Source organism: Pseudomonas sp. ok266, from assembly GCF_900110195.1.
GTDB classification, from domain to species: domain Bacteria; phylum Pseudomonadota; class Gammaproteobacteria; order Pseudomonadales; family Pseudomonadaceae; genus Aquipseudomonas; species Aquipseudomonas neuropathica.
Map to the genome: position 1 here is coordinate 346,463 of NZ_FOCU01000007.1, position 23,541 is coordinate 370,003.

General features: G+C 58.6%; 23 protein-coding genes. 5 read left to right on the forward strand and 18 right to left on the reverse strand.

Annotation, left to right across the window (positions count from 1 at the left end):
* Window positions 1–30 precede the first annotated feature (30 nt).
* The 5 genes from BMY54_RS15510 to BMY54_RS15530 all read left to right on the forward strand — a co-directional run bounded on the left by BMY54_RS15510 (window position 31) and on the right by BMY54_RS15530 (window position 2,493).
* Window positions 31–234, forward strand: a complete 204-nt coding sequence (locus tag BMY54_RS15510) for a co-regulatory protein PtrA N-terminal domain-containing protein (RefSeq protein ID WP_093434253.1) — start codon at window positions 31–33, stop codon at window positions 232–234.
* A 77-nt stretch (window positions 235–311) separates the two neighbouring features.
* Window positions 312–644, forward strand: coding sequence for a DUF2790 domain-containing protein (locus tag BMY54_RS15515; protein WP_093434256.1), 333 nt, complete (start codon window positions 312–314; stop codon window positions 642–644).
* Between the two features lie 409 nt (window positions 645–1,053).
* Window positions 1,054–1,434 carry a DUF6124 family protein gene (locus BMY54_RS15520; protein ID WP_093434259.1) on the forward strand — a complete coding sequence of 127 codons (381 nt, stop codon included), beginning with the start codon at window positions 1,054–1,056 and terminating at the stop codon, window positions 1,432–1,434.
* Between the two features lie 289 nt (window positions 1,435–1,723).
* Window positions 1,724–2,014 (forward strand): type II toxin-antitoxin system TacA family antitoxin, encoded by a 291-nt coding sequence (locus tag BMY54_RS15525; RefSeq protein ID WP_041073246.1) that lies wholly within the window; start codon window positions 1,724–1,726, stop codon window positions 2,012–2,014.
* On the forward strand, window positions 1,972–2,493 hold the full coding sequence (locus tag BMY54_RS15530; protein ID WP_093434262.1) for a hypothetical protein: 522 nt from the start codon (window positions 1,972–1,974) through the stop codon (window positions 2,491–2,493). Before BMY54_RS15525 ends, BMY54_RS15530 begins: the two co-directional genes overlap by 43 nt.
* A 158-nt stretch (window positions 2,494–2,651) precedes the next feature.
* Here the strand turns inward: BMY54_RS15530 and BMY54_RS15535 are convergent, their stop codons facing one another.
* The 18 genes from BMY54_RS15535 to BMY54_RS15620 all read right to left on the reverse strand — a co-directional run bounded on the left by BMY54_RS15535 (window position 2,652) and on the right by BMY54_RS15620 (window position 23,399).
* A complete protein-coding gene (locus BMY54_RS15535) occupies window positions 2,652–3,977 on the reverse strand; it encodes an OprD family porin (RefSeq protein WP_093434265.1) in 1,326 nt (441 codons plus the stop codon).
* A gap of 174 nt (window positions 3,978–4,151) precedes the next feature.
* Window positions 4,152–4,466 carry a helix-turn-helix domain-containing protein gene (locus BMY54_RS15540; RefSeq protein WP_027614657.1) on the reverse strand — a complete coding sequence of 105 codons (315 nt, stop codon included), beginning with the start codon at window positions 4,464–4,466 and terminating at the stop codon, window positions 4,152–4,154.
* Window positions 4,456–4,806, reverse strand: coding sequence for a type II toxin-antitoxin system RelE/ParE family toxin (locus tag BMY54_RS15545; RefSeq protein ID WP_093434372.1), 351 nt, complete (start codon window positions 4,804–4,806; stop codon window positions 4,456–4,458). The genes BMY54_RS15540 and BMY54_RS15545 overlap by 11 nt, the downstream gene beginning before the upstream one ends.
* A 449-nt stretch (window positions 4,807–5,255) precedes the next feature.
* Complete coding sequence (gene nuoN / locus BMY54_RS15550; RefSeq protein ID WP_007920173.1) at window positions 5,256–6,719, reverse strand: NADH-quinone oxidoreductase subunit NuoN; 1,464 nt, start codon at window positions 6,717–6,719, stop codon at window positions 5,256–5,258.
* 7 nt (window positions 6,720–6,726) lie between these two features.
* Window positions 6,727–8,259 carry an NADH-quinone oxidoreductase subunit M gene (nuoM, locus tag BMY54_RS15555; protein ID WP_016986254.1) on the reverse strand — a complete coding sequence of 511 codons (1,533 nt, stop codon included), beginning with the start codon at window positions 8,257–8,259 and terminating at the stop codon, window positions 6,727–6,729.
* A 39-nt stretch (window positions 8,260–8,298) separates the two neighbouring features.
* On the reverse strand, window positions 8,299–10,152 hold the full coding sequence (nuoL, locus tag BMY54_RS15560; protein WP_007920175.1) for an NADH-quinone oxidoreductase subunit L: 1,854 nt from the start codon (window positions 10,150–10,152) through the stop codon (window positions 8,299–8,301).
* Window positions 10,149–10,457: an NADH-quinone oxidoreductase subunit NuoK gene (gene nuoK / locus BMY54_RS15565; RefSeq protein ID WP_003223790.1), complete on the reverse strand. Its 309-nt coding sequence runs from the start codon at window positions 10,455–10,457 to the stop codon at window positions 10,149–10,151. Before nuoK ends, nuoL begins: the two co-directional genes overlap by 4 nt.
* Before the next feature lie 3 nt (window positions 10,458–10,460).
* A complete protein-coding gene (gene nuoJ, locus BMY54_RS15570) occupies window positions 10,461–10,961 on the reverse strand; it encodes an NADH-quinone oxidoreductase subunit J (RefSeq protein ID WP_007920176.1) in 501 nt (166 codons plus the stop codon).
* Window positions 10,962–10,970: 9 nt separating this feature from the next.
* The gene (gene nuoI / locus BMY54_RS15575) at window positions 10,971–11,519 is read right to left on the reverse strand and encodes an NADH-quinone oxidoreductase subunit NuoI (protein ID WP_007920177.1); all 549 of its coding nucleotides are present in this window, start codon (window positions 11,517–11,519) and stop codon (window positions 10,971–10,973) included.
* An 11-nt stretch (window positions 11,520–11,530) separates the two neighbouring features.
* A complete protein-coding gene (gene nuoH / locus BMY54_RS15580; protein ID WP_007920179.1) occupies window positions 11,531–12,538 on the reverse strand; it encodes an NADH-quinone oxidoreductase subunit NuoH in 1,008 nt (335 codons plus the stop codon).
* On the reverse strand, window positions 12,535–15,249 hold the full coding sequence (gene nuoG, locus BMY54_RS15585; protein ID WP_093434267.1) for an NADH-quinone oxidoreductase subunit NuoG: 2,715 nt from the start codon (window positions 15,247–15,249) through the stop codon (window positions 12,535–12,537). Before nuoG ends, nuoH begins: the two co-directional genes overlap by 4 nt.
* 136 nt (window positions 15,250–15,385) lie before the next feature.
* Entirely contained in the window at window positions 15,386–16,741 is a 1,356-nt protein-coding gene (gene nuoF, locus BMY54_RS15590) for an NADH-quinone oxidoreductase subunit NuoF (protein WP_007920184.1), read from the reverse strand.
* Window positions 16,738–17,235, reverse strand: coding sequence for an NADH-quinone oxidoreductase subunit NuoE (nuoE, locus tag BMY54_RS15595; protein ID WP_007920186.1), 498 nt, complete (start codon window positions 17,233–17,235; stop codon window positions 16,738–16,740). Before nuoE ends, nuoF begins: the two co-directional genes overlap by 4 nt.
* 2 nt (window positions 17,236–17,237) lie before the next feature.
* Entirely contained in the window at window positions 17,238–19,022 is a 1,785-nt protein-coding gene (gene nuoC / locus BMY54_RS15600; protein WP_093434270.1) for an NADH-quinone oxidoreductase subunit C/D, read from the reverse strand.
* A 73-nt stretch (window positions 19,023–19,095) separates the two neighbouring features.
* Complete coding sequence (locus BMY54_RS15605; RefSeq protein ID WP_003223809.1) at window positions 19,096–19,770, reverse strand: NuoB/complex I 20 kDa subunit family protein; 675 nt, start codon at window positions 19,768–19,770, stop codon at window positions 19,096–19,098.
* Window positions 19,771–19,780: 10 nt separating this feature from the next.
* A complete protein-coding gene (locus BMY54_RS15610) occupies window positions 19,781–20,194 on the reverse strand; it encodes an NADH-quinone oxidoreductase subunit A (protein ID WP_003223812.1) in 414 nt (137 codons plus the stop codon).
* 644 nt (window positions 20,195–20,838) lie between these two features.
* On the reverse strand, window positions 20,839–22,164 hold the full coding sequence (aceA, locus tag BMY54_RS15615) for an isocitrate lyase (RefSeq protein WP_093434273.1): 1,326 nt from the start codon (window positions 22,162–22,164) through the stop codon (window positions 20,839–20,841).
* A 473-nt stretch (window positions 22,165–22,637) separates the two neighbouring features.
* A complete protein-coding gene (locus BMY54_RS15620; protein ID WP_093434276.1) occupies window positions 22,638–23,399 on the reverse strand; it encodes a secretin N-terminal domain-containing protein in 762 nt (253 codons plus the stop codon).
* Between the last annotated feature and the right edge of the window lie 142 nt (window positions 23,400–23,541).

Below are 23,541 nucleotides of genomic sequence, written 5' to 3' on the forward strand. Positions count from 1 at the left end.
CCCGTCAGTTACTTAAACGAGGAATCAAAGATGAAAATCGTACAGATGGGTGCTCTTGTTGTGGCGTTGGCGATCTCTTCCGTGGCTCTGGCCGAAGGCGGCGGCGACCGCACATTCGAGCGGATGATGACCAGCAACGACCGCTCCATGGAACTGTTCGTCGCCAAGGAACAAGCCGCCGGCAACCCGGTGGTCGTCACTGACAAGAAAGACGACAAAACCCGCGATCTGTAAGCCTGCTGCACCTGAACAAGCCCGTTATCGCGCATCGATGCCGGGCTTTTTTTACGCCCGGACGGGAAGGAAATGGTATGAAAGTACTCAAGTTGATCGCATTCGCGGCTGTCATGGCGATGTCGGTGAATGTGCTGGCTGAAGGTGGCGGTGACCGCACTTTCGAACGCGCGCTCAGCGCCAACAGCAAAGCCATGGAACAGTACGCCGCCAACCAGGGCAAAGCGCCGCCGGTGGTGAAGGATTACGAATATGGGATGAAGCTGGACGTGGTCAAAGTGGTGAGCGTGGTCAAGCCACAGCCTGCGTGCAAAGTGGTGCCCACCGCGATGACCTACGAGGACTCCAAAGGTCAGATCAATACCATCAAGTACAACGTGATGGGCGTGTGTCGCAACGGCGGGAGCTGAATCCTTTACGGCGAAACGCGGCCCGAGCCTTCGGCAGCTCCTACAGGGGCCGAATTGCAATATCACGCTGCGTATTTCAATTCGTGATGTTTAAAGGTTGTGTGTGAAGTGCAGAACCTTCCCACAATGTTTTCAGGTTGTCCGTCGGACGTCAGCTCTCTAGCCTGTGGGGGTCGCTGCCAATTCAGCGATCGGGATTGGAACCCCGCGGATCAACTGAAGCAAGACGCACTGTTCATGACGTATGCTTGCGCACTTTCATGTGTGCACTCCGTTATGGCGGCTGTGCGCGGGAGACTTCGAGTCTGTCGGGTTTGCTCAGTTGCCCGGGTTCCAACCTGCGTACAGCTGCCACCCTTTCGCGTGGAACCGAAAGGGCCAGCTCCACCTTCAAGCTGAGTAAAACATTATGAAAAAGCCAACCCCGAATCCCCCCGAAACAGACGCCATCCCCGACGCCAACTCAACATCGCCTTACGCCTCCGTCGACACCCGAAAACTCCACGAAGCCGCCGACCGCGCCCTCGATTTCTACCTCAAACCCTCAGCCGCCATCATGTCCGCGCCGTACATCCCCAACCAGATGTTCCTGGCCAATCCCAAAGCCGACACCGAATCATTACTGGCCAACGCCAGCGAATCCCTGGCCTCGGCCACGGTGATGCTCGGTGACTTCGCTGCGCTGCTGAACGGCACCCATCGCAAGACTCTGCTCGGCATCGCGCAGGTCGTCATGCTTGGTGAATTAGCGGTGAACAAAGCTCTGGATAACGTGGAGGTCACGACGTAGGCGAAGGTCCTTTGGCGAGGATCTTTTTCTCGCCAGGCCTAAATAAATGACCGTGTATCTGAAAGCTATACGCGTATATGCATTAGCTACACGGTCGGTATAGAATCGACTCCGAAGCCGCTCTCATGGCTTCGTACCTCAAACGTTAGATCTCACGTTAAGAGCATGGCCTAAACCTCTCCGGGCCACTCAAGGAGTCAGAAAATGAAAAGTAAGCAAAAGCTGATGTGCTAACGCCATAAGGAGGCTCCAGTTCCAACATCACCTACCCAGATGGGAAACAGAACAAATGTCCACAACTGAAAGCGTTGAAAAATCCAAACCCGTTCCAATCAACATGAGAGCGGACGAAAAGAAACGTAATCTGATCGATTTGGCAGCCGCCATGTCTGGTCGTGATCGCACAAGTTTTATCCTGGAAGCTGCCTGCCAAAAAGCTGAAGAGGTGATTCTGGATAAACGACTGTTCCTTCTCGACGACAGCGCATTTGACGCATTCGAACAAGCTATTGAAGCCAATCCGGCTCGAGGTAACGAATGCCTGCACCAACTGCTCGCACGTCCAAAACGTTGGAGTTGACCGCCCCCGAGAAGCTCAACGACCTACACGAACTCGATGCTTTCGATTCTGGTGAGGTGACCATTGACCATTACCTGCAGAGGAAGGCGCGAAAAGCCCAATCCACCAAGCAGGCTGTTGTGTACGTCAGTTGCCTCAAAGGCACGTCGAATGTGATGGCCTACTACACGCTCTCCAGCGGATCAGTCGCCCGTGCCAGCGTCATGCCGAAAAGCCGTCAACGCAATTCGCCCAGTGTCCATCCGGTCACTCTATTGGGGCGTATGGGGGTAACGCGCGAAGCTCAGGGCCAAGGTTTCGCTGTCGATTTACTGCAAGATGCGATTGAAAGAGCCCTCAACGCGTCTCAGTCGATCGGATCCAGCGCGATAATTGTTCATCCCTTGAATGATCGGCTGTCGAGCTTTTATATCAAGTACGCAGGTTTCATTCCGTGCCCCGGCATTTCCCCCATTACCCTGATGCTGCCTTTACGCTAAAGCTCGGCTTAATCAGCTACCCGCTAGGTTGTCTTGATAGCGGGTTGATTATGTCGCGACCGCAAAGCAAAAAAAGGCGCCCCGAAGGACGCCAAAAGATTCACCTCTTACCAAAGGAGCAAGGAGCTTCTAAAGGTGAATTTGCATCAGCCGCGCAATCAAAGAATCGCCAGCGGATACTCGACAATCACCCGCACTTCATCCAGATCCGACTCGAACGCCGTGGCGCGGGTTGTGGCTTGGCGCAAGCGCAGTGACAGATCTTTCATCGAACCGCTTTGCACCACGTATTTGACTTCGATATCACGCTCCCAACGTTTCTGATCGGTCAGCGGATTGCCCTCGGCATCGCGGCGCATATACACGGCGTTAGCGTTTGAATAATCAGCGTTGGTGCCGCGCGCGTAACGGGTCATGAACGACAGACCGGGTACGCCATAGGTGCTCATGTCGAGGTCATAGCGCACCATCCACGAACGCTCTTTCGGCGAGTTGAAGTCGCTGTACTGGATCGAGTTGTCGAGGAAGATCGAATCGGACTGGCGCAGGTAGTCGAAGTCGTCATTACCGTTGTTGCGCTGGTGGGAGAGGGCGACAGAGTGGGCACCAAGCTTGACGCCAACGCGGCCGCTCCAGATGTTGTTGTCGAACTCGCCGAGCAGTTGTTTGCCCTCGTCGACGGCCTTGTAATAGTTCAGGCCACCGAACAGCGATAGGTCATCCGAGAGCGGATAGGTCCAGGCGGTGCCGGCGTAGTACTGATTCCACGCATCCTTGAGACGGCTGGAATACAGACTGAAACTGAGATTTTTGTTCAGCGCATAATCGCCGCCACCATAAGCGATCCACGGCGAATTGACCGGACCTGCATAGAAGGTCGCGAAGTTCTCACGCATGTCGCTGGACGCCGGCTGGCTCATCGCATGCAACCGGCCACCCTGCACCGACAGACCTTCAATGCTGGTGTTGGTCGCCGTCACCCCGCGAAAGCTCTCCGGCAGCAAGCGCGAGTCACCGGCCGCGACCATCGGGTTGGCCGGGAACACATCCCCCACCCTGACCACCGTATCGAACGCCCGGATTTTCGCGGCGCCGCCGACCTTGGTGTATTCGTCCCGCGCCTCGCCGTCGCTGTTGACCGGCAACACATCAAACGAACTGCGCCCACCGTTGCGTCCGTCACCGGTATCGAGTTTCAGATCAATCATCGCAAATGCATCGACACCGACCCCGACGGTGCCTTGGGTGAAACCGGACTCGAACTTGCTGATCACCGCATGCGACCAGGCCTCGGAATAACCGTTGCCGGTGGGGCTGGACTGGCCGTTGCGATGATCACGATTGAAGTAGAAGTTGCGGTTGAGCACCGTCAGGCTGCTGCCTTCGACAAAACCTTCAGGCTTGTCTTCTGCAAACACCATGGACGGCCCGGCGCCGACCACCACCGCTAAAGCGGCCATCGATATTTTTGTAGGGTTAACCATCAAACACTCCTTGGGTTTGGCAGAACGGGAACGTGCTTCGGCGTGGGTTTTATTGTTCGACGGGGCAGGGCCCGCCGGCATTGGTCGCCGGGTCACATCGTTGCAAGCTGCGGATAACACCAAGGTGATGAGGGAATTACAATTTGGTCATGTGGCTGGAATTAAAACCTTGTGTCAGGTCAGGGCTGCGAGTTGTTCGATTGTCTGTGGAAAACGCTCGACCAGACGGATCAGGGTTGTGGCCTGAGCATTGGGCGTTGCTCGTCCTTGCTCCCAGTTTTCGAGCGTTCGCGTGTTGGTGCGTAGATACATCGCGAATACTGACCGGGAAAGATTAAGTTGCTGACGGATGGCTATCACTTCTTCAGCAGTGATCGGCATCAGTTTTGGCAGTTGAACTTTGTGGGTACGCAAGGTGATTTTGCCTTGGCGTTCATCGGCCAGTGCTTCCAGTCCATCCATCAGTTCGGAAAAAATGTCACGTTTCATAGTGGGTTCTCGCGTTGAGTTCTCTATCCAGCGTTTTTCTGAAAAGTTTTTTCTGGGCAGGCGTCAAATCGTCCTGCTCGTTTTTGTTGTAGACGGTAAAGAGCCAGAACTGATCGAAGCCTGACCACCAGTAATAAATCACTCGTAATCCGCTGCGCTTACCTTTCCCTCTTCGTTGGTCGCCAAAGCGAATTTTACGAAGCCCGCCTGTGTCCTCGATGAGATCGCCCGCTTCCGGATTTTTCAGCAACTCCAGTTGAAAGCTGCGAAACAGATCGTCATCCAGATAGTCGTCTCGGTGCTTCTGAAATACAGGCAATTCGATAAATAGAGCATCCATGTTCTGTACGCTACCTACGTATAGTGTTGTCTCGATAATCGAATCGGTCAAGGCCTCCTGGCCTTGCTTTTCGTCCCTTTTTCAACGGTAGACGCCGCTCGTAAAAACACCTGTAGGACGAATCGCCGCGTTTGGTGAGAACGTTCGATTGATCTATGAAGACGCTTCGCAGTTGCTGTGTCGGAACAGTCCCGCAAGCAGTGCCCAACGCCGAATGGTGATAGCGGTGGGGTGTCGGGCGAAGAAGAGGTTGAATGTGCCGACGCCTTCGCGAGCAGGCTCGCTCCCAAAGTGATCCAGGGTGGTTACAGACTTTGTGAACACCATCGAAACCTGTGGGAGCCGGGCTTGCCCGCGATGAGGCCAGCGCAAGCGCTCGAGATGTTAAATCCCACAAAAACAAAAACGGCACCCGAAGGTGCCGTTTTCATTTCTAGCCAGCCGAACTATCAGCCCGCCAGACCCGCCTGCTGAACCAGAGTCAGCAATGGCTGCGGGTACACACCCAGGAAGAACGCGACCAGGGCGATGGCCAGCAGCATCACGCCGCCTGCCTTCTGTTCCCAGTGCAGCTGGGCGTCGTGGCGACGCAGGTTTGGCTCGATCAGGTACAGGGTGACCATCACGCGCAGGTAGTAGAAGACGCCGATGGCGCTGCCCAGCACCAGCGAACCGACCAGCCACCATTGGTGCGACTCGACACCGGTAGCGATGATGTAGAACTTGCCGATGAAGCCAGCAGTCAGCGGGATGCCTGCCAGCGACAGCATCATCACGGTCAGAACAGCAGTCAGGTACGGACGGCGCCAGAACAGGCCGCGATACTCGTACAGGGCATCCGCGTCACGGCCGTTGTACGGCGAGGACATCAGGGTGATTACGCCGAACGCGCCGAGGCTGGTGATCACGTAGGTGACCAGGTACACGCCGATGGCTTCCACCGCCAGACCCTTGCTTGCCACCAGTGCGATCAGCAGGTAGCCGAAGTGCGCGATGGACGAGTAACCGAGCAGACGCTTGAGGTTGCTCTGGGTCAGGGCCAGCAGGTTACCGAACAGGATCGAGGCGATCGCGATGACGGTCAGCACGTCGCTCAGTACGCCACTGCTGGCAGCAGGGGAGATCTGGAATAGACGCACCATCACCGCAAACACCGCAACCTTCGACGCAGTCGCGAGGAACGCGGCGACCGGTGCCGGAGCACCTTCGTAGACGTCCGGCGTCCACAGGTGGAACGGCACCAGCGACAGCTTGAACGCCAGGCCGATCAGCATCATGCCCAGGCCTAGTTGTGCCAGCGAGCTAGGCAGGCCAGTCGCAGCCAGAGCCTGACCGATACCGACGAAGCTCAGCGAACCCGAGTCTGCGTACAGCAGCGCCATACCGAACAAGAGGAACGCGGAACCGGCAGCCGACAGCACCATGTATTTGATGCCGGCTTCCAGCGAACGCTTGTTGAAGAAGGCGTAGGCCACCAGACCGTAAACCGGTACCGACAACAGTTCCAGACCGATGAACAAACCGGCCAGGTGCTGCGCGCTGACCAGAACCAGACCACCGGCGGCGGCCATCAGGATCAGCAGGTACAGTTCTTCACGGTTGCCCGGGTAACCCGAACCGCCATCACCCAAGTAGGCGTGGGCGAGGGTCACACAGGCGAGGGTGGCGACCAGGATCAGCGCCATGTACAGGCAAGCGAAGGTGTCGATTTGCAGCAATGGGGTCACGGCCAGAGGCGCGACTTTCAGGGCTGGCAGAATCGACAGCAAGGCCAGGTTCAGACCGGCGACCGAGATCAGGAAGGTCTGCGAGTGGTTGCGGCGCCAGGCGATTGCCAGCATCACCACGATAATGGTGAGGCTGGTGATCAACAGTGGCGCAAGCGCAATAAAGTGTTGAATCGTGAATTCCATAGCGCTCTTACCGGGCCGAAGCGAGTTGAGTGAAGGCGGTGCCGAGCCACTGCTGCACGCCATGCATCGTGGCGGCAGAGGTGTCGAGGAACGGTTGCGGGTAGACGCCGAGGTAAACCAGCAGCACCGCAAGGCCCAGCACCATGATCAGTTCGCGAGCGTCCATACCGTGCAGGATCGAATCCGATTTCGACGGACCGAAGTAGGCACGGTGGATCATGATCAGCGAGTAGACCGAACCGAACACCAGACCGGAGGTGGCAATTGCAGTGATCCACGGCCAGCTTGCGAAGGAGCCGATCAGGATCAGGAACTCACCGACAAAGTTACCGGTACCCGGCAAGCCCAGGGATGCGGCTGCGAAGAACAGGCTGATCGCCGGCAGGTAAGCGATACGCGACCACAGACCGCCCATCTCACGCATGTCACGAGTGTGCAGACGCTCGTACAACTGACCGCTGAGGATAAACAGTGCCGCCGCCGACACACCGTGCGCGAGCATCTGGATCACTGCACCTTGCAGGGCCAGTTGGCTGCCGGAGTAGATGCCGATCAACACGAAGCCCATGTGGGAAACGGACGAGAAGGCAATCAGACGCTTGATGTCGGTTTGTGCGAAAGCGAGGAACGCACCGTAGAAGATCCCGATCAGACCGAGGGTCATGGCGATCGGCGCAAACTCGGCCGAAGCATTCGGGAACAGCGGCAGGGCGAAACGCAGCAGACCGTAGGCAGCGGTTTTCAGCAAGATACCGGCGAGGTCGACGGAACCGGCAGTCGGCGCCTGGGCGTGGGCATCAGGCAACCACGAGTGGAACGGTACGACCGGCAGCTTGACCGCGAAGGCGATGAAGAAGCCGAGCATCAGGATGTACTCGGTGGTCATCGACATCTTGGTTTTCAACAGGTCGGCGTAGTTGAAAGTAATCACGCCGGTGTTGTTGAAGTTGACCAGCACCAGACCGAGGATCGCCACCAGCATGATCAGGCCGGACGCCTGAGTGAAGATGAAGAACTTGGTCGCTGCGTAGATCCGGGTTTTCTTGCCGTCCGAAGAGCTGTGACCCCAGAGCGCGATGAGGAAGTACATCGGCACCAGCATCATTTCCCAGAAGAAGAAGAACATGAACAGGTCGAGGGCGAGGAACACGCCGACAACGCCGCCCAGGATCCACATCAGGTTCAGGTGGAAGAAGCCAACGTGACGTTGAATCTCTTTCCACGAGCAGAGTACCGAGAGGATACCCAGCAGACCGGTCAGCAGGATCATCAACAGCGACAGGCCGTCGAGGGCCAGGTGCACGTTGATGCCGAAACGCTGGATCCAGACATGCTTGAACTCAAGCGCCCAGGTCGGATCGGCGCCAGGCGCCGGCGCAAATGAATAGTCACCGTGGGCCCACAGCCAGAGGCCGAGGGCGAGTTCCAGGGTCATGGTCAACAGCGCAATCCAGCGGGGCAGGGTAGCGCCGAAGCGCTCACCCATCCAGCACAGCAGGCCGCCGATGAAGGGGATCAGGATTAGCCAAGGCAGAATCATGACGGGCTCGTTTCCTTTCGCAAATTCGCAAGGTTCATATCAGACCGCTACCAGCACGATGGCGCCAATCACCAGCACGGCACCAGCAGCCATCGAAGCAGCGTACCAACGCAGTTGACCGGTCTCGGTGCGGCTCAGGGCAGTGTGACCACCCTTGGCCATACGCGGGATCAGACCGATGGTCTGGTCGAGCGGGTCTTTGCGCAGTACGTGGCTGATCGCCAGGTAAGGCTTGACGAACAGTTTGTCGTAGATCCAGTCGAAGCCCCAGGCAGCGAACCACCAGGCCGAAAGGAAACGGCCGATGCCGCTATTGGCGATGGCCGTGACGAAGCGACGCTTGCCGAGGAACAGCAGCGCTGCCAGCAGGATACCGGCCAGGGCAATGGCGCCCGAAGCGATTTCCAGACTGTGCTTGGCTTCGCCACCGGCATGGCCAACGCTTTCCGGCAGTACGCCGTGCAGCGGTGGCACGATCATGGCGCCGACGAAAGTCGACAGCACGATCAGCACCGACAGTGGCAGCCAGTGCGAGATGCCGTGACCGGCGTGGGCTTCGGTCTTGGCTTCACCGTGGAACGTGATGAAGATCAGGCGGAAGGTGTACAGCGACGTCATGAACGCGCCGACCAGACCTGCGTAAAGCAGACCGTGGTTGCCGCTGGCGAACGCTTCCCAAAGGATTTCGTCCTTGGAGTAGAAGCCTGCGGTAACCAGTGGCAGAGCGGCCAGGGCGGCACCACCAACGATGAAGCTGGCGTAGGCCAGTGGCAGTTTCTTCCACAGACCGCCCATTTTGAAGATGTTCTGCTCGTGGTGGCAGGCAACGATCACCGCACCGGAAGCAAGGAACAGCAGGGCCTTGAAGAAGGCGTGGGTCATCAGGTGGAAAATCGCGCCATCCCATGCACCAACGCCCAGCGCCAGGAACATGTAGCCGATCTGGCTCATGGTCGAGTAGGCGAGGATACGTTTGATGTCGGTCTGTACCAGTGCGGCGAAACCGGCCAGAACCAGGGTCACGCCACCAACGATGCCGACCAGGTGGAGGATTTCCGGCGCCAGGGTGAACAGACCGTGGGTACGGGCGATCAGGTAGACACCGGCGGTCACCATGGTCGCGGCGTGGATCAGTGCCGAAACCGGAGTAGGACCGGCCATTGCGTCCGCGAGCCAGGTTTGCAACGGCAGTTGTGCCGATTTACCGACCGCGCCACCCAGCAGCATCAGGGTCGCCAGGGTGATCCAGAAGTCGCCGACCTGGAATTTCTGCGGTGCCAGCACCAGCAGTTCCTGGATGTTCAGCGTGCCCACTTGCTGGAACAGGATGAACAGGCCGATGGCCATGAACACGTCGCCGATCCGGGTCACGATGAACGCCTTGAGTGCGGCGTTACCGTTGTTGCGGTTGCTGTAGTAGAAACCGATCAACAGGTACGAGCACAGGCCCACGCCTTCCCAGCCGAAGTACAGGAACAACAGGTTATCGCCGAGTACCAGGAACAGCATGCTGGCGATAAACAGGTTGGTGTACGAGAAGAAGCGCGAGTAACCCGCTTCACCGCGCATGTACCAGGATGCGAACAGGTGGATCAGGAAACCTACACCGACAACCACGCCGAGCATGGTGATCGACAGGCCGTCGACGTAGAGGGCGAAGTCAGGCTTGAAGCCTTCGACCGCCATCCACTTCCACAGTACCAGCGTGTAGTGACCGCCTTCGGGTGGTGCGACGTTGAATTGCCAGATGACGTAGGCGGCGACAATCGCCGACAAGCCAATGGAACCCACGCCGATCAGCGCCGAGAGGTTTTCCGACCAGCGTCCACGGGAGAACGACAGCAGCAGGAAACCGATCAGAGGGAATACGAAAGTCAGAAAGATAAGATTCATCCGCGCATCTCACTGGCAGCGTCGATATCGAGCGTGTGGAAGCGGCGATACAGTTGCAGCAGGATCGCCAGACCAATACTGGCCTCGGCGGCTGCAAGGCTGATCACCAGGATGAACATGATCTGTCCATCCGGCTGGCCCCAACGGGCGCCTGCAACGATGAACGCCAGTGCAGAGGCGTTCATCATTACTTCCAGACTCATCAACACGAACAAAATGTTGCGGCGGACCATCAGGCCGACCAGACCAAGGCAGAACAGGATGCCGGCAACTGCCAGACCATGTTCGAGAGGGATAGCAGGCATGTCTTACTCCTTCGCCTCGTTACGGCCCAAATGGAACGCCGTGACGGCTGCGGCAAGCAGCAGCATCGAGGCGAGTTCGACCACCAGCAGGTACGGGCCGAACAGGCTGATGCCCACGGCTTTCGCGTCTACGGTGGTGTGGCCGATGGCCTGGCCGCTCTGGTGAGCGAACAGCACATACAGCAGTTCGGCCAGCAGCAAGGCGGCGAGAATCACCGGACCGGCCCAGATGCCGGGCTTGAGCCAGACGCGTTCTTGCTGAACCGAGGCCGGGCCGAGGTTCAGCATCATCACCACGAACACGAACAGCACCATGATGGCGCCGGCGTAGGCGATCACTTCCAGCACGCCGGCGAACGGTGCGCCGAGTGCGAAGAAGGTCATGGCCACGGCGATCAACGAGATGATCAGGTAGAGCAGGGCGTGCACAGGGTTGGTGTTGGTGACTACGCGAAGCGTGGACACAACAGCGATACCCGATGCGAAATAGAAAGCGAATTCCATCGTTCTTCCTTAAGGCAGCAAGCTCTTCACGTTGATCGGTTCGGCTTCGTTCTGCGCGGAGCCTTTCGGCTTGCCAGCGATTGCCATACCTGCAACACGATAGAAGTTGTAATCAGGGTTTTTGCCGGGGCCGGAGATCAACAGATCTTCTTTCTCGTACACCAGGTCCTGACGTTTGAACTCGGCCATCTCGAAATCCGGCGTCAGCTGGATCGCGGTGGTCGGACAGGCTTCCTCGCAGAGACCGCAGAAAATGCAGCGCGAGAAGTTGATACGGAAGAAGTCCGGGTACCAGCGACCGTCTTCGGTTTCCGCTTTCTGCAGCGAGATGCAACCCACCGGGCAAGCCACAGCGCAGAGGTTGCAGGCAACGCAACGCTCTTCGCCATCGGGGTCGCGGGTCAGGACGATGCGACCACGGTAGCGTGGTGGCAGGTAGACCGCTTCTTCCGGGTATTGCAGGGTGTCGCGTTTGCGAAAGCCATGGCCGAAGACCATGACCAGGCTGCGCAACTGGGTACCAGTACCCTTAACGATGTCGCCAATATATTTGAACATGGGTCAAATCCTCACTGAACCGCGACTGCAGGCGTGTTCCACAACACGACCGCAGCGGTCACCAGCAAATTGATCAGGGTCAGTGGCAGGCAGAATTTCCAGCTGAAATCCATCACCTGGTCATAACGCGGACGCGGAATGGAAGCGCGCAGCAGGATGAACAGCATGATGAAGAACGCGGTCTTCAGTGCGAACCAGACGAACGCCAGTTGCGGCAAGATGCCGAACGGACCGTGCCAGCCACCGAAGAACAGGGTGACCAGCAGCGCCGAGATCAGGATGATGCCGATGTATTCACCGACGAAGAACATGCCCCATTTCATACCGGCGTATTCAATGTGGTAACCGTCGGCCAGTTCCTGTTCCGCTTCCGGCTGGTCGAACGGGTGACGGTGAGTCACGGCGACGCCAGCGATGAAGAAGGTACAGAAGCCGAAGAACTGCGGAATGATGAACCACAGGTTCTGCGCCTGGTACTCGACGATGTCGCGCATGTTGAACGAGCCGACCTGGACCACGATGCCCATCAGGGCCAGGCCCATGAACACTTCGTAGGACACGGTCTGCGCCGATGCACGCAAGCTGCCGAGCAGGGCGAACTTGTTGTTACTCGACCAGCCGGCGAACAACACCGCGTAGACCGACAGACCGGCCATGGCGAAGAAGAACAGCAGGCCGATGTTCAGATCCGCGACGCCCCAGGTCGGGGTGATCGGGATGATCGCGAAGGCGATCAGCAGGGCCGACATGGCCACCACCGGTGCCAGGGTGAAAATCACCTTGTCGGCAAACGGCGGGGTCCAGTCTTCCTTGAAGAACATCTTCAGCATGTCGGCGGCGATCTGGAACATACCGAAGGGGCCAACGCGGTTCGGACCGTAACGGTCCTGCCACCAGCCCAACAGGCGACGTTCGACAAAGCTGAGCAACGCGCCTGCGACCACCACGGCCAGCAGAATCACGATGGCTTTGACGACCGAGAGGATCACATCGATCACTTCAGGGGTGAACCAGGTCATTGCGCTGCCTCCTGCAGACCGTCGACGGATACGCCGGCGAATGCCGGTGGAATGCCGGCGATACCCGCAGGCAATGCCACCAGACCGGCGCCCAGTTCTTCATTGATGCGCAGCGGCAGACGCAGGGTCTGGCCGGCCACGTTCAGGCTCAGCAGCGCACCGTCGTTGACGCCCAGACGATCCGCTTCCGACTTGGCCAGAGCAACGTACGGAGCCGGAATGCGCTCTTGCACCGGGGCGGCTTTCGAAGAGTTCTCTTCGCTGCCGAACAGGTGGAAGAACGGCACGGCTTGCCAGGTGCCCGGAGCCGGGTTGAACGCACGTGGCGCTGCAGCGAACCAGTTCAGCGAATCACCGGTGCTTTCGATCAGGCGAGTGCCCGGGTCACCAGCGCGGATATGACCACCGACTTCGTCCTGGAACTTGTTCCACGCTTGTGGCGAGTTCCAGCCCGGCGACCAGGCAAACGGCACCTGCTGACGCGGTTCGGCAGAGCCCGAGTAACCTTCCATGGAGAAGGCAAACGCGGTGTCTTTGTCTTGCGGGGTGCGCGGTTCGTGAACGCTGATGTCGGCGCGCATCGCGGTGCGACCGGAGTAACGCAGCGGCTCACGCGCCAGTTTCAGACCCTTGATGCGGAACGCGGCGGACGGTGCAGCGTCGACGATACGCGCCAGTTGCTCGGTGCTTGAAGCAACGGCAGCGGTGACGTGGTCGAGTTGCGTCCAGTCGATCGGCTGGTTCAGCAGGGTCGCGCGCAGGGCGTGCAGCCAGCGCCAGCCTTCGTGAACCAGGATGCTCGCGTCCATGTATTGCGGGTCGAAAACCTGGAAGAAGCGCTGGGCGCGACCTTCCTGGCTGACCAAAGTACCGTCGCCTTCAGCGAAGCTTGCGGCTGGCAGAACCAGGTGCGCGCGGTCGCTGGTAGCCGTTTTCTGATGGTCAGCAACGATCACCACTTGCGCAGCGTTCAGTGCAGCATCGACTTTTTCTTTGGCAGTGCGGGTGTATAGATCGTTTTCCAGCACAACGATCGCGTCAGCCTTACCGTCGATGACGGCTTGCAGCGCCGCGTCGACCGATTCGCCACCGAGCATGGCCAGACCGAGGCTGTTGGCTTCCGGGACGATCAGGCTGATCGAACCGTTTTTCTCACGCAGCTTCAGGGCCTTGGCGATGTTCGCGGCGGCTTCGATCAAGGCTTTGGAGCCCAGCGAAGTACCGGCGATGATCAGCGGACGTTTTGCAGCGAGCAGGGCGTCGGCGATGCGCTTGGCCAGTTCCAGTGCTTCGGCGTCCAGACCTTCAACGGCCGGGGCGCTGGCATCCAGAGCATGAGCAACGGCGAAGCCGATGCGTGCCAGATCATCCGGAGCGGCGTGTACGCATTCTTCAGCAACGTCGTCGAGCTTGGTTTCCGCCAGGCTGGCGATGAACAGCGGGTTCAGCGCGTGCTGACCGATGTTCTTCACCGCCGCGTCGAGCCAAGGCTGAACGCGCATGGCTTCGGCCATGTCTTCAGCTTTGCCTTTGACCGATTGACGCAGCGACAACGCCACACGGGCGGCGGTCTGGGTCAGGTCTTCACCGAGCACGAAAATGGCGTCGTGGTCTTCGATGTCACGCATGTTCGGCACAGGCAGCGGGCTGTCTTTCAGCACTTGCAGGACCAGACGGATGCGCTCCAGTTCGGACGCTTCGATACCCGAGTAGAAGTGCTCGGCGCCGACCAGTTCGCGCAACGCATAGTTGCTTTCAAGGCTGGCACGCGGCGAACCGATACCGACGATGTTGCGTCCGCGCAGCAGGTCAGCGGCTTTATCCAGTGCAGCATCCAGACCGAGCTTGGTGCCGTCGGCCAGCAGTGGCTGACGTGGACGGTCGGTGCGGTTGACGTAGCCATAACCGAAACGGCCACGGTCGCACAGGAAGTACTGGTTCACCGAACCGTTGAAACGGTTTTCGATGCGACGCAGTTCGCCGTAACGCTCGCCCGGGGAGATGTTGCAACCGCTCGAGCAGCCATGGCAGATGCTCGGTGCGAACTGCATGTCCCACTTACGGTTGTAGCGCTCGGAGTGAGTCTTGTCGGTGAACACACCGGTCGGGCAGACCTCGGTGAGGTTGCCGGAGAACTCGCTTTCGAGGGTGCCGTCTTCAACGCGACCGAAGTACACGTTGTCATGGGCGCCGAACACACCGAGGTCGGTGCCGCCAGCGTAATCCTTGTAGAAACGCACGCAGCGGTAGCAAGCGATGCAGCGGTTCATTTCGTGGGAAATGAACGGGCCCAGTTGCTGGTTCTGGTGGGTGCGTTTGGTGAAGCGATAACGGCGCTCGTTGTGGCCGGTCATCACTGTCATGTCTTGCAGGTGGCAATGACCGCCTTCTTCGCACACAGGGCAGTCGTGCGGGTGGTTGGTCATCAGCCATTCGACAACACTGGCGCGGAACGCCTTGGATTCTTCATCTTCGATGGAGATCCAGGTGTTGTCGGTGGCCGGGGTCATGCAGGACATGACGATGCGACCACGGGTGTCGTTCTCGTCGGTGTACTGCTTGACCGCGCACTGGCGGCAGGCCCCGACGCTACCAAGCGCGGGGTGCCAGCAGAAATAAGGGATGTCGAGGCCCAGCGACAGACATGCCTGTAACAGGTTGTCTGCCCCGTCGACTTCGAGCGCTTTGCCGTCTACGTGGATAGTGGCCATGGTTCAAAGGTCTTCGTTGGCCCGGTGTCAGCGGGCGTGGCTAATGGAATCTTGTTATTCGTCCGAATCCAGTCAGCCCCGAAAGGCGTCATCGGACGAAAGGCGAAGGGCACGGACCCTTCGCCTTTTTAAGCGTTTACGCGCCGATTACGATCGGCCTTGCCAGAGGCGGGACGGCGGCGCTGACTGGCGCGATACCGGCTTCGAACTCTGGACGGAAGTATTTGATGGCACTGCCCAACGGTTCCACGGCACCCGGTGCGTGAGCACAGAAGGTCTTGCCCGGGCCGAGGAAGTTGACCAGACCCAGCAGGGTCTCGATGTCGCCTGGCTGACCACGACCTTGTTCGATGGCCATCAAGAGCTTGACGCTCCATGGCAGACCATCGCGGCACGGGGTGCAGAAACCGCACGACTCGCGAGCGAAGAACTGCTCCATGTTGCGCAGCAAAGAGACCATGTTGACGCTGTCGTCCACCGCCATGGCCAGGCCGGTACCCATACGGGTGCCCACTTTGGCGATGCCGCCGGCGTACATCTGTGCGTCGAGGTGTTCTGGCAGGAGGAAACCGGTACCGGCGCCACCTGGCTGCCAGGCCTTGAGCTTGAAGCCGTCGCGCATGCCGCCGGCGTAGTCTTCGAACAACTCGCGACCGGTGACGCCGAATGGCAGCTCCCACAGGCCCGGGTTTTTCACTTTGCCGGAGAAGCCCATGAGCTTGGTGCCCATGTCTTCGCTGCCTTCGCGCGCCAACGATTTGTACCAGTCAACGCCGTCGGCAATGATCGCCGGCACGTTGCACAGGGTTTCGACGTTGTTCACGCAAGTCGGCTTGCCCCACACGCCGACGGCGGCAGGGAAGGGCGGCTTGGAGCGCGGGTTGGCGCGGCGGCCTTCGAGGGAGTTGATCAGTGCGGTTTCTTCACCGCAGATGTAACGCCCGGCGCCGGTGTGGACGAACAGCTCGAAATCGAAGCCGCTGCCGAGAATGTTTTTACCCAGCAGGCCCGCAGCCTTGGCTTCTTCCACGGCACGGTTGAGGTGCTTGGCGGCGGTGGTGTATTCGCCGCGCAGGAAGATGTAGCCACGGTAGGTTTTCAGTGCGCGGGCACTGATCAGCATGCCTTCGATCAGCAGATGGGGCAGTTGCTCCATCAGCATGCGGTCTTTCCAGGTGTTCGGCTCCATTTCATCCGCGTTGCACAGCAGGTAGCGGATGTTGATGGATTCGTCTTTGGGCATCAGGCCCCACTTCACGCCCGTGGGGAAGCCTGCACCGCCGCGACCTTTGAGGCCGGCGTCTTTCACGGTCTGGACAATGGCGTCCTGATCCATGTCGGCGAAGGCTTTGCGCGCCGCGGCGTAACCGTTCTTGGCCTGGTATTCGTCGAGCCACACGGCTTCGCCGTCGTCACGCAGACGCCAGGTCAGCGGGTGAGTCTCGGCCGAACGCTGAATGCGGTTGGCAGGACCGAAAGATGTCAGGGTCATACGTAGCCCTCGAGCAGTTTGGCGACGCCAGCAGGCTGCACATCACCAAAGGTGTCGTCGTCGATCATCAGCGCCGGTGCCTTGTCGCAGTTGCCGAGGCAGCAGACAGGCAGCAGGGTGAAACGACCGTCGGTGGTGGTCTGACCCAGGCCGATGCCCAGATTGTTCTGGATTTCGCTGACCACCGACTCGTGGCCACCGATGTAGCAGACCATGCTGTCGCAGACGCGAATGATGTGACGGCCAACCGGCTGACGGAAAATCTGGCTATAGAACGTCGCCACACCCTCAACGTCGCTGGCCGGGATGCCGAGGATCTCGCCGATCGCGTACAAGGCGCCATCCGGCACCCAGCCGCGTTCTTTCTGAACGATCTTCAGGGCTTCGATCGACGCCGCGCGCGGGTCTTCGTAGTGATGCAGCTCGTGCTCGATGGCCGAGCGCTCGGTTTCACTGAGGGTGAAACGGTCTGTCTGGATAAGCGTGCTGTTCATGCTTAGCGGTCCACGTCGGCCATAACGAAATCGATACTACCCAGGTACGCAATCATGTCCGCGACCATGCTGCCTTTGATCACCGAAGGGATCTGTTGCAGATGCGGGAAGCTTGGAGTGCGGATCCGGGTACGGTAGCTCATGGTGCCGCCGTCGCTCGTCAGGTAATAACTGTTGATGCCCTTGGTCGCTTCGATCATCTGGAAGGATTCGTTGGCCGGCATGACCGGGCCCCACGAAACTTGCAGGAAGTGCGTGATCAGGGTTTCGATGTGCTGCAGCGTGCGCTCTTTCGGCGGCGGCGTGGTCAGCGGGTGATCCGCCTTGTACGGGCCTTCCGGCATGTTGCGCATGCACTGGTCGATGATCTTGATGCTCTGGCGCATTTCTTCAACGCGAACCATGCAGCGGTCGTAGGCATCGCCGTTGGCAGCCAGCGGTACTTCGAACTCGAAGTTCTCGTAGCCGGAGTACGGACGCGCCTTACGCAGGTCGAAATCGCAACCGGTCGAACGCAGGCCAGCACCGGTGACACCCCATTCCAGGGCTTCTTTGGTGTTGTACTGGGCGACGCCGATGGTACGACCCTTGAGGATGCTGTTCTGCAGGGCAGCCTTGGTGTATTCGTCGAGGCGTTTTGGCAGCCATTCAACGAAGTCTTTCACCAGTTTTTCCCAGCCGCGCGGCAGGTCGTGCGCGACGCCACCGATGCGGTACCAGGCCGGGTGCAGACGGAAACCGGTGATGGCTTCAATCACCGTGTACGCCTTCTGGCGGTCGGTAAAGGTGAAGAACACCGGAGTCATGGCGCCGACGTCCTGGATGTAAGTCCCGAGGAACAGCAGGTGGCTGGTGATCCGGAAGAACTCGGCCATCATGATGCGGATGACGTCGACCTTCTCAGGCACCTTGATGCCGGCCAGCTTCTCGACCGAGAGCACGTACGGCAGGTTGTTCATCACGCCGCCGAGGTAGTCGATACGGTCGGTGTACGGGATGAAACTGTGCCACGACTGACGCTCGGCCATCTTCTCGGCACCACGGTGGTGGTAACCGATGTCCGGCACGCAGTCGACGATCTCTTCACCGTCCAGTTGCAGAATGATGCGAAACGCACCGTGCGCAGAAGGGTGGTTCGGGCCGAGGTTGAGGAACATGTAGTCCTCGTTCGGGCCGGAACGCTTCATGCCCCAGTCTTCCGGACGGAAGCGCGCGGCTTCTTCCTCAAGCTGTTGCTTGGCGAGGTTGAGGCTGTACGGATCGAATTCGGTGGCGCGCGCCGGGAAGTCCTTGCGCAGCGGGTGACCTTCCCAGGTCGGCGGCATCATGATGCGCGACAGGTGCGGGTGACCTTTGAAGTCGATGCCGAACATGTCCCAGACTTCACGCTCGTACCAGTTGGCGTTCGGCCAGATGCTGGTGACGGTCGGCAAGCTGAGGTCGCTCTCGGACAAGGCAACCTTGATCATCACGTCACTATTACGCTCGAGCGACATGAGGTGATAGAACACGGTGAACTCGGCGTCCGATGGCAGCCCTTGACGCTTGGTGCGCAGACGCTCGTCCACGCCGTGCAGGTCATAGAGCATGACGTACGGCTTGGGCAGGTTACGCAGGAAAGTCAGGACTTCGACGAGTCTGGCACGCGCCACCCACAGCACCGGCATGCCGGTGCGGGTCGGCTGGGCGGTGAACGCCTCCGGGCCAAAACGGTTGTTCAATTCGACGACCACATCCTGGTCGTCTGCCTTATAAGGCGGGATGTACAGAGCGCTGCCTGTAGTCATGGTTATTTTTTCGCTTTCGGTCAACGTAAAGAATGAAGCCAGCTTCTCGTTTCTATTTCAGAACAGATCTGGATCAGACTTCGTCAGGGCTGCGCAGGTTGGTGACTGCGATTCGCTGTTCGCGGCGCTGTTCCTTCTGCGAAGGCATGTCGGCGCGATACACGCCTTGATCACCAACGACCCAGGAAAGCGGACGACGCTCCTGTCCAATCGATTCCTGCAACAGCATCAAGCCTTGCAGAAATGCTTCCGGACGGGGCGGGCAGCCAGGTACGTAGACGTCCACGGGCAGGAACTTGTCCACCCCTTGAACCACAGAGTAGATGTCGTACATGCCGCCGGAGTTGGCGCACGAACCCATGGAGATAACCCACTTTGGTTCGAGCATTTGCTCGTAGAGACGCTGAATGATCGGCGCCATCTTGATGAAGCAGGTACCGGCGATAACCATGAAGTCGGCCTGACGCGGCGATGCCCGGATCACTTCGGCGCCAAAGCGCGCAATGTCGTGGGGCGCCGTGAAGGCGGTGGTCATTTCCACGTAGCAGCACGACAGGCCGAAGTTGTACGGCCACAGGGAGTTCTTACGTCCCCAGTTGACCGCGCCACTCAGCACGTCTTCCAGCTTGCCCATGAAAATGTTTTTGTGAACTTGATCTTCTAACGGATCGGAAACGGTTTCCCGTTCGCCAATCGGATATTGCTCGTTAGGAGCATCGGGGTCGATCCTGGTGAGATTGTATTGCATTGCCAAAGCCTCATTGTTTCAGCTTCGCCTGCCGCTTGCGACGAGCTTCCGGAGCCCAGTCAAGGGCGCCCACTCGGAACAGGTAGACAAGACCTGCCAACAGAATTGCTATGAAAACGAGAGCTTCGACGAATCCGGTCCAGCCGCTTTCGCGGACGGACACAGACCATGCAAAGAGAAAGAGGGCTTCGATATCGAAGATCACGAAGAGCATCGCGACCAGATAGAATTTGGCTGAGAGCCGCAAGCGGGCGCCACCGGTAGGTAGCATGCCCGACTCGAACGGTTCGTTTTTGCTGCGGCCCCAGGCTTTTGACCCGAGGAGGCTGGAGACGCCAAGCATGAAGGCACACAGGCCGACGACACCCAGAAGGAAAATGGCAAAGCCCCAGTTGTGGGCCATGAGTCCTGTCGCTTCGGGCATGCTGGTAATCCTTAACAGAGAGCAAAGGTCTCTGAGCTTGATAAAGAAATAGGCAGTGACGATATGTCGCAGCAATCAATCGCGCTGATTTTATGGCTAAACACCCTGCAAGTAAAATTCCTATAGCGAAATTATTTATTGGAATAAGGACATAGCGCATCTCCAATGCCCTGCAGCCCATGCGTTGCGGGCATTAGGCGGGTTTATGCAAATAATGTTTTGTAGGGAATGTAACGAACATAGCTGCGGCTAAATGATAATTGATATCGTTTGTGGGCGTTTTGTAACTGTTTAACGGGATGTCAGTTGGGAAGTTGTCTTACTTGCACGTTACTGCAATTAGCGACGGCGCCCGTTTTAGCGGATTTTTCTGACGGTTGTACCGCTCTGGATCAATGTTTTGATTCGCGGCTGACGCTTTTCCTGTGGGAGCGAGCTTGCTCGCGAATGCGGTTCATCATTCGACATGGATAGTGACTGACATGACGCCTTCGCGAGCAAGCTCGCTCCCACAGGGGGGTTGTGGCGTATGGGAGATTGTCTCGGGCAAAAAAACGCCCCGAACCAGTCGGGGCGTCAGTTTTGCGGCTCTGCGGTTAGCTTTCTATACGATCCGCAAAGGCCGTTTGCTCAGCGAAGCAGAATCAGTGGAACTGTTCTTCTTCGGTCGAACCGGTCAGTGCGGTTACCGAGGACGAGCCACCCTGGATCACAGTGGTCATGTCGTCGAAGTAGCCGGTGCCCACTTCCTGCTGGTGAGCCACGAAGGTGTAACCCTTGGCGGCGTCAGCGAATTCCTGCTCTTGCAGCTTCACGTAGGCAGTCATGTCGTTGCGGGCGTAGTCGTGCGCCAGGTTGAACATGCTGTGCCACATGTTGTGAATGCCGGCCAGGGTGATGAACTGGTGCTTGTAACCCATGGCGGACAGTTCGCGCTGGAACTTGGCGATGGTCGCGTCGTCGAGGTTTTTCTTCCAGTTGAAGGAAGGCGAGCAGTTGTACGACAGCAGTTGGTCCGGGTATTCCTTTTTGATCGCTTCGGCGAAGCGACGAGCTTCGTCCAGATCCGGCTTGGCGGTTTCGCACCAGATCAGGTCGGCGTACGGCGCGTAGGCCAGGCCGCGAGCGATGGCTTGATCGAGGCCGGCACGGACCTTGTAGAAACCTTCCTGAGTGCGCTCGCCAGTCACGAACGGCTGGTCGTACGGGTCGCAATCGGAAGTCAGCAGGTCAGCAGCGTTAGCGTCGGTACGGGCCAGAATGATGGTCGGGGTACCGGCAACGTCAGCAGCCAGACGAGCAGCGGTCAGCTTCTGTACGGCTTCTTGAGTTGGAACCAGTACTTTGCCGCCCATGTGGCCGCATTTTTTCACGGAAGCCAGTTGGTCTTCGAAGTGAACGCCGGCGGCGCCTGCTTCGATCATGCTCTTCATCAGCTCATAGGCGTTCAGTACGCCGCCGAAACCGGCTTCAGCGTCAGCCACGATCGGCGCGAAGTAGTCGATGTAGCCATCGTCGCCCGGGTTCTTGCCGGCTTTCCATTGGATCTGGTCAGCACGACGGAACGAGTTGTTGATGCGCTTGACCACGGTTGGCACCGAGTCCACCGGGTACAGCGACTGGTCCGGGTACATGGATTCTGCGGAGTTGTTGTCCGCAGCAACCTGCCAGCCCGACAGGTAGATCGCCTGGATGCCGGCTTTAACCTGCTGAACAGCCTGGCCGCCGGTCAGGGCGCCCATGCAGTTGACGAAATCTTTCTCAGGACGGAAGGAAGGCTTGGCACCCTGGGTGACCAGGTTCCACAGCTTCTCGGCGCCCATTTTTGCAAAGGTGTGCTCAGGTTGAACCGAGCCACGCAGACGGACGACGTCAGCAGCGGAGTAAGTGCGTGTCACGCCTTTCCAGCGCGGGTTTTCAGCCCAGTCTTTTTCGAGGGCTGCAATTTGCTGTTCGCGTGTCAGTGCCATGGAGATAAACCTCGTCGCGTCTTTATGAAAAGTTGTTCTGCGGTGGAAAATTCCTGCGCTCGCTGACCAGAAGCTTAGGTGGTCAAGTCGGATTCGGCGGGGTAGGCGACGGGATGAACGATAGGCTCGAGGGGAAGTGAGCAGGTAGTGGCGGACTGCGGGCGCATTCGGGCGTCGTGGGCCTTTATACGGTCTACAGTGTGAAGCCGGGTTACCTAATTACGCTTCCGTCCCTCGGGACAACTTCGTTCCAGTCGGCAACCTCGTCAAACACACCTTGTGGGCGGTACAGACACGAAGCGGTTCGCGGGGTAGGTGCGAACATCGCTTCGAAGGCCCTTGCCAGGGCCTCTGATTAGCGGGAGCGAGGCCATCATGCCTTCGCTTTTTTACCCCGTCAAACGTTTTGTAGTGCTTTTTTTCAAGCACTACATCTTTCGTCTAATACGACTAATCAGTCAGTTTTCGGTGCTTTAGTCCAGGGCGTCGACTTTGACCCGCAAGGTCATGTCATCCCGGCCTTGAGTCGAGTAGCTGCGGGTCAGGCCCTGTTTGTCGGCCTGAGTCTGGCGATTCACGCCGGCGAGGGTGATCCACTCACCAAGGCGCCCGCTGACCGTTGTGTCGGTGCTTTGCACGTTCACTACATCGGGACGTTCCTGGCTCATGCGGTCACGGTTGGTACTGATCGCCAGGTGAACGATGTCGCCAGTGACGCTGGCGGTGACATAGAAACCCTGGGTGACATTGCGGTATTGGGTCTGGCTGCTGTAATCGCCATAGGAATTGGTCTGGCTGCTGGTGATGGGCACACTTTGACCGACTTGAATCAGCGCCGGCATGCCGTCGGTGGCCTGCACCTGCTGCACGCCGCCGTCGCGACTGGCGGTGCTGCGGCTGATGATGCGGGTCTGGTTCGGCTGGGCGCCGTTGACCGAATAACCTTCGTCGCCACGGCCATTGTTTTCATTGGTGTCGACGGTGATCAGCAGACGCTTGGGCGCCGTGTCCAGTTGGGTGATCAGCGCCTTGAGCTCCTGGATCTTGTCCGGCTCAGCCTTGATGATCAGTTGGTTGCCATAGGCACTGACCTGACCGTCCTTGCCGAGGAAGTCTTGCGCCATCGGCAGCATGTCAGCGCTGGTGCGGTAATTGAGGGGCACGATTTCTGTGGCTGCCATCACCGAAAAACTGCAACCGAGCAGCAGGGTGGTGAGCAGGGTGCGTAGGGACATGTCCGTTATCTCCGCTTTCGAAAGGCTTGATATTGCCAGTTTGTCGGCCTTGGGTGGGGCAAGTTGAATCGTAGACAGCAAAACGCCCCGGCATCGGTTGATGTCGGGGCGTGATCGTTCCCACGCTCTGCGTGGGAATGCA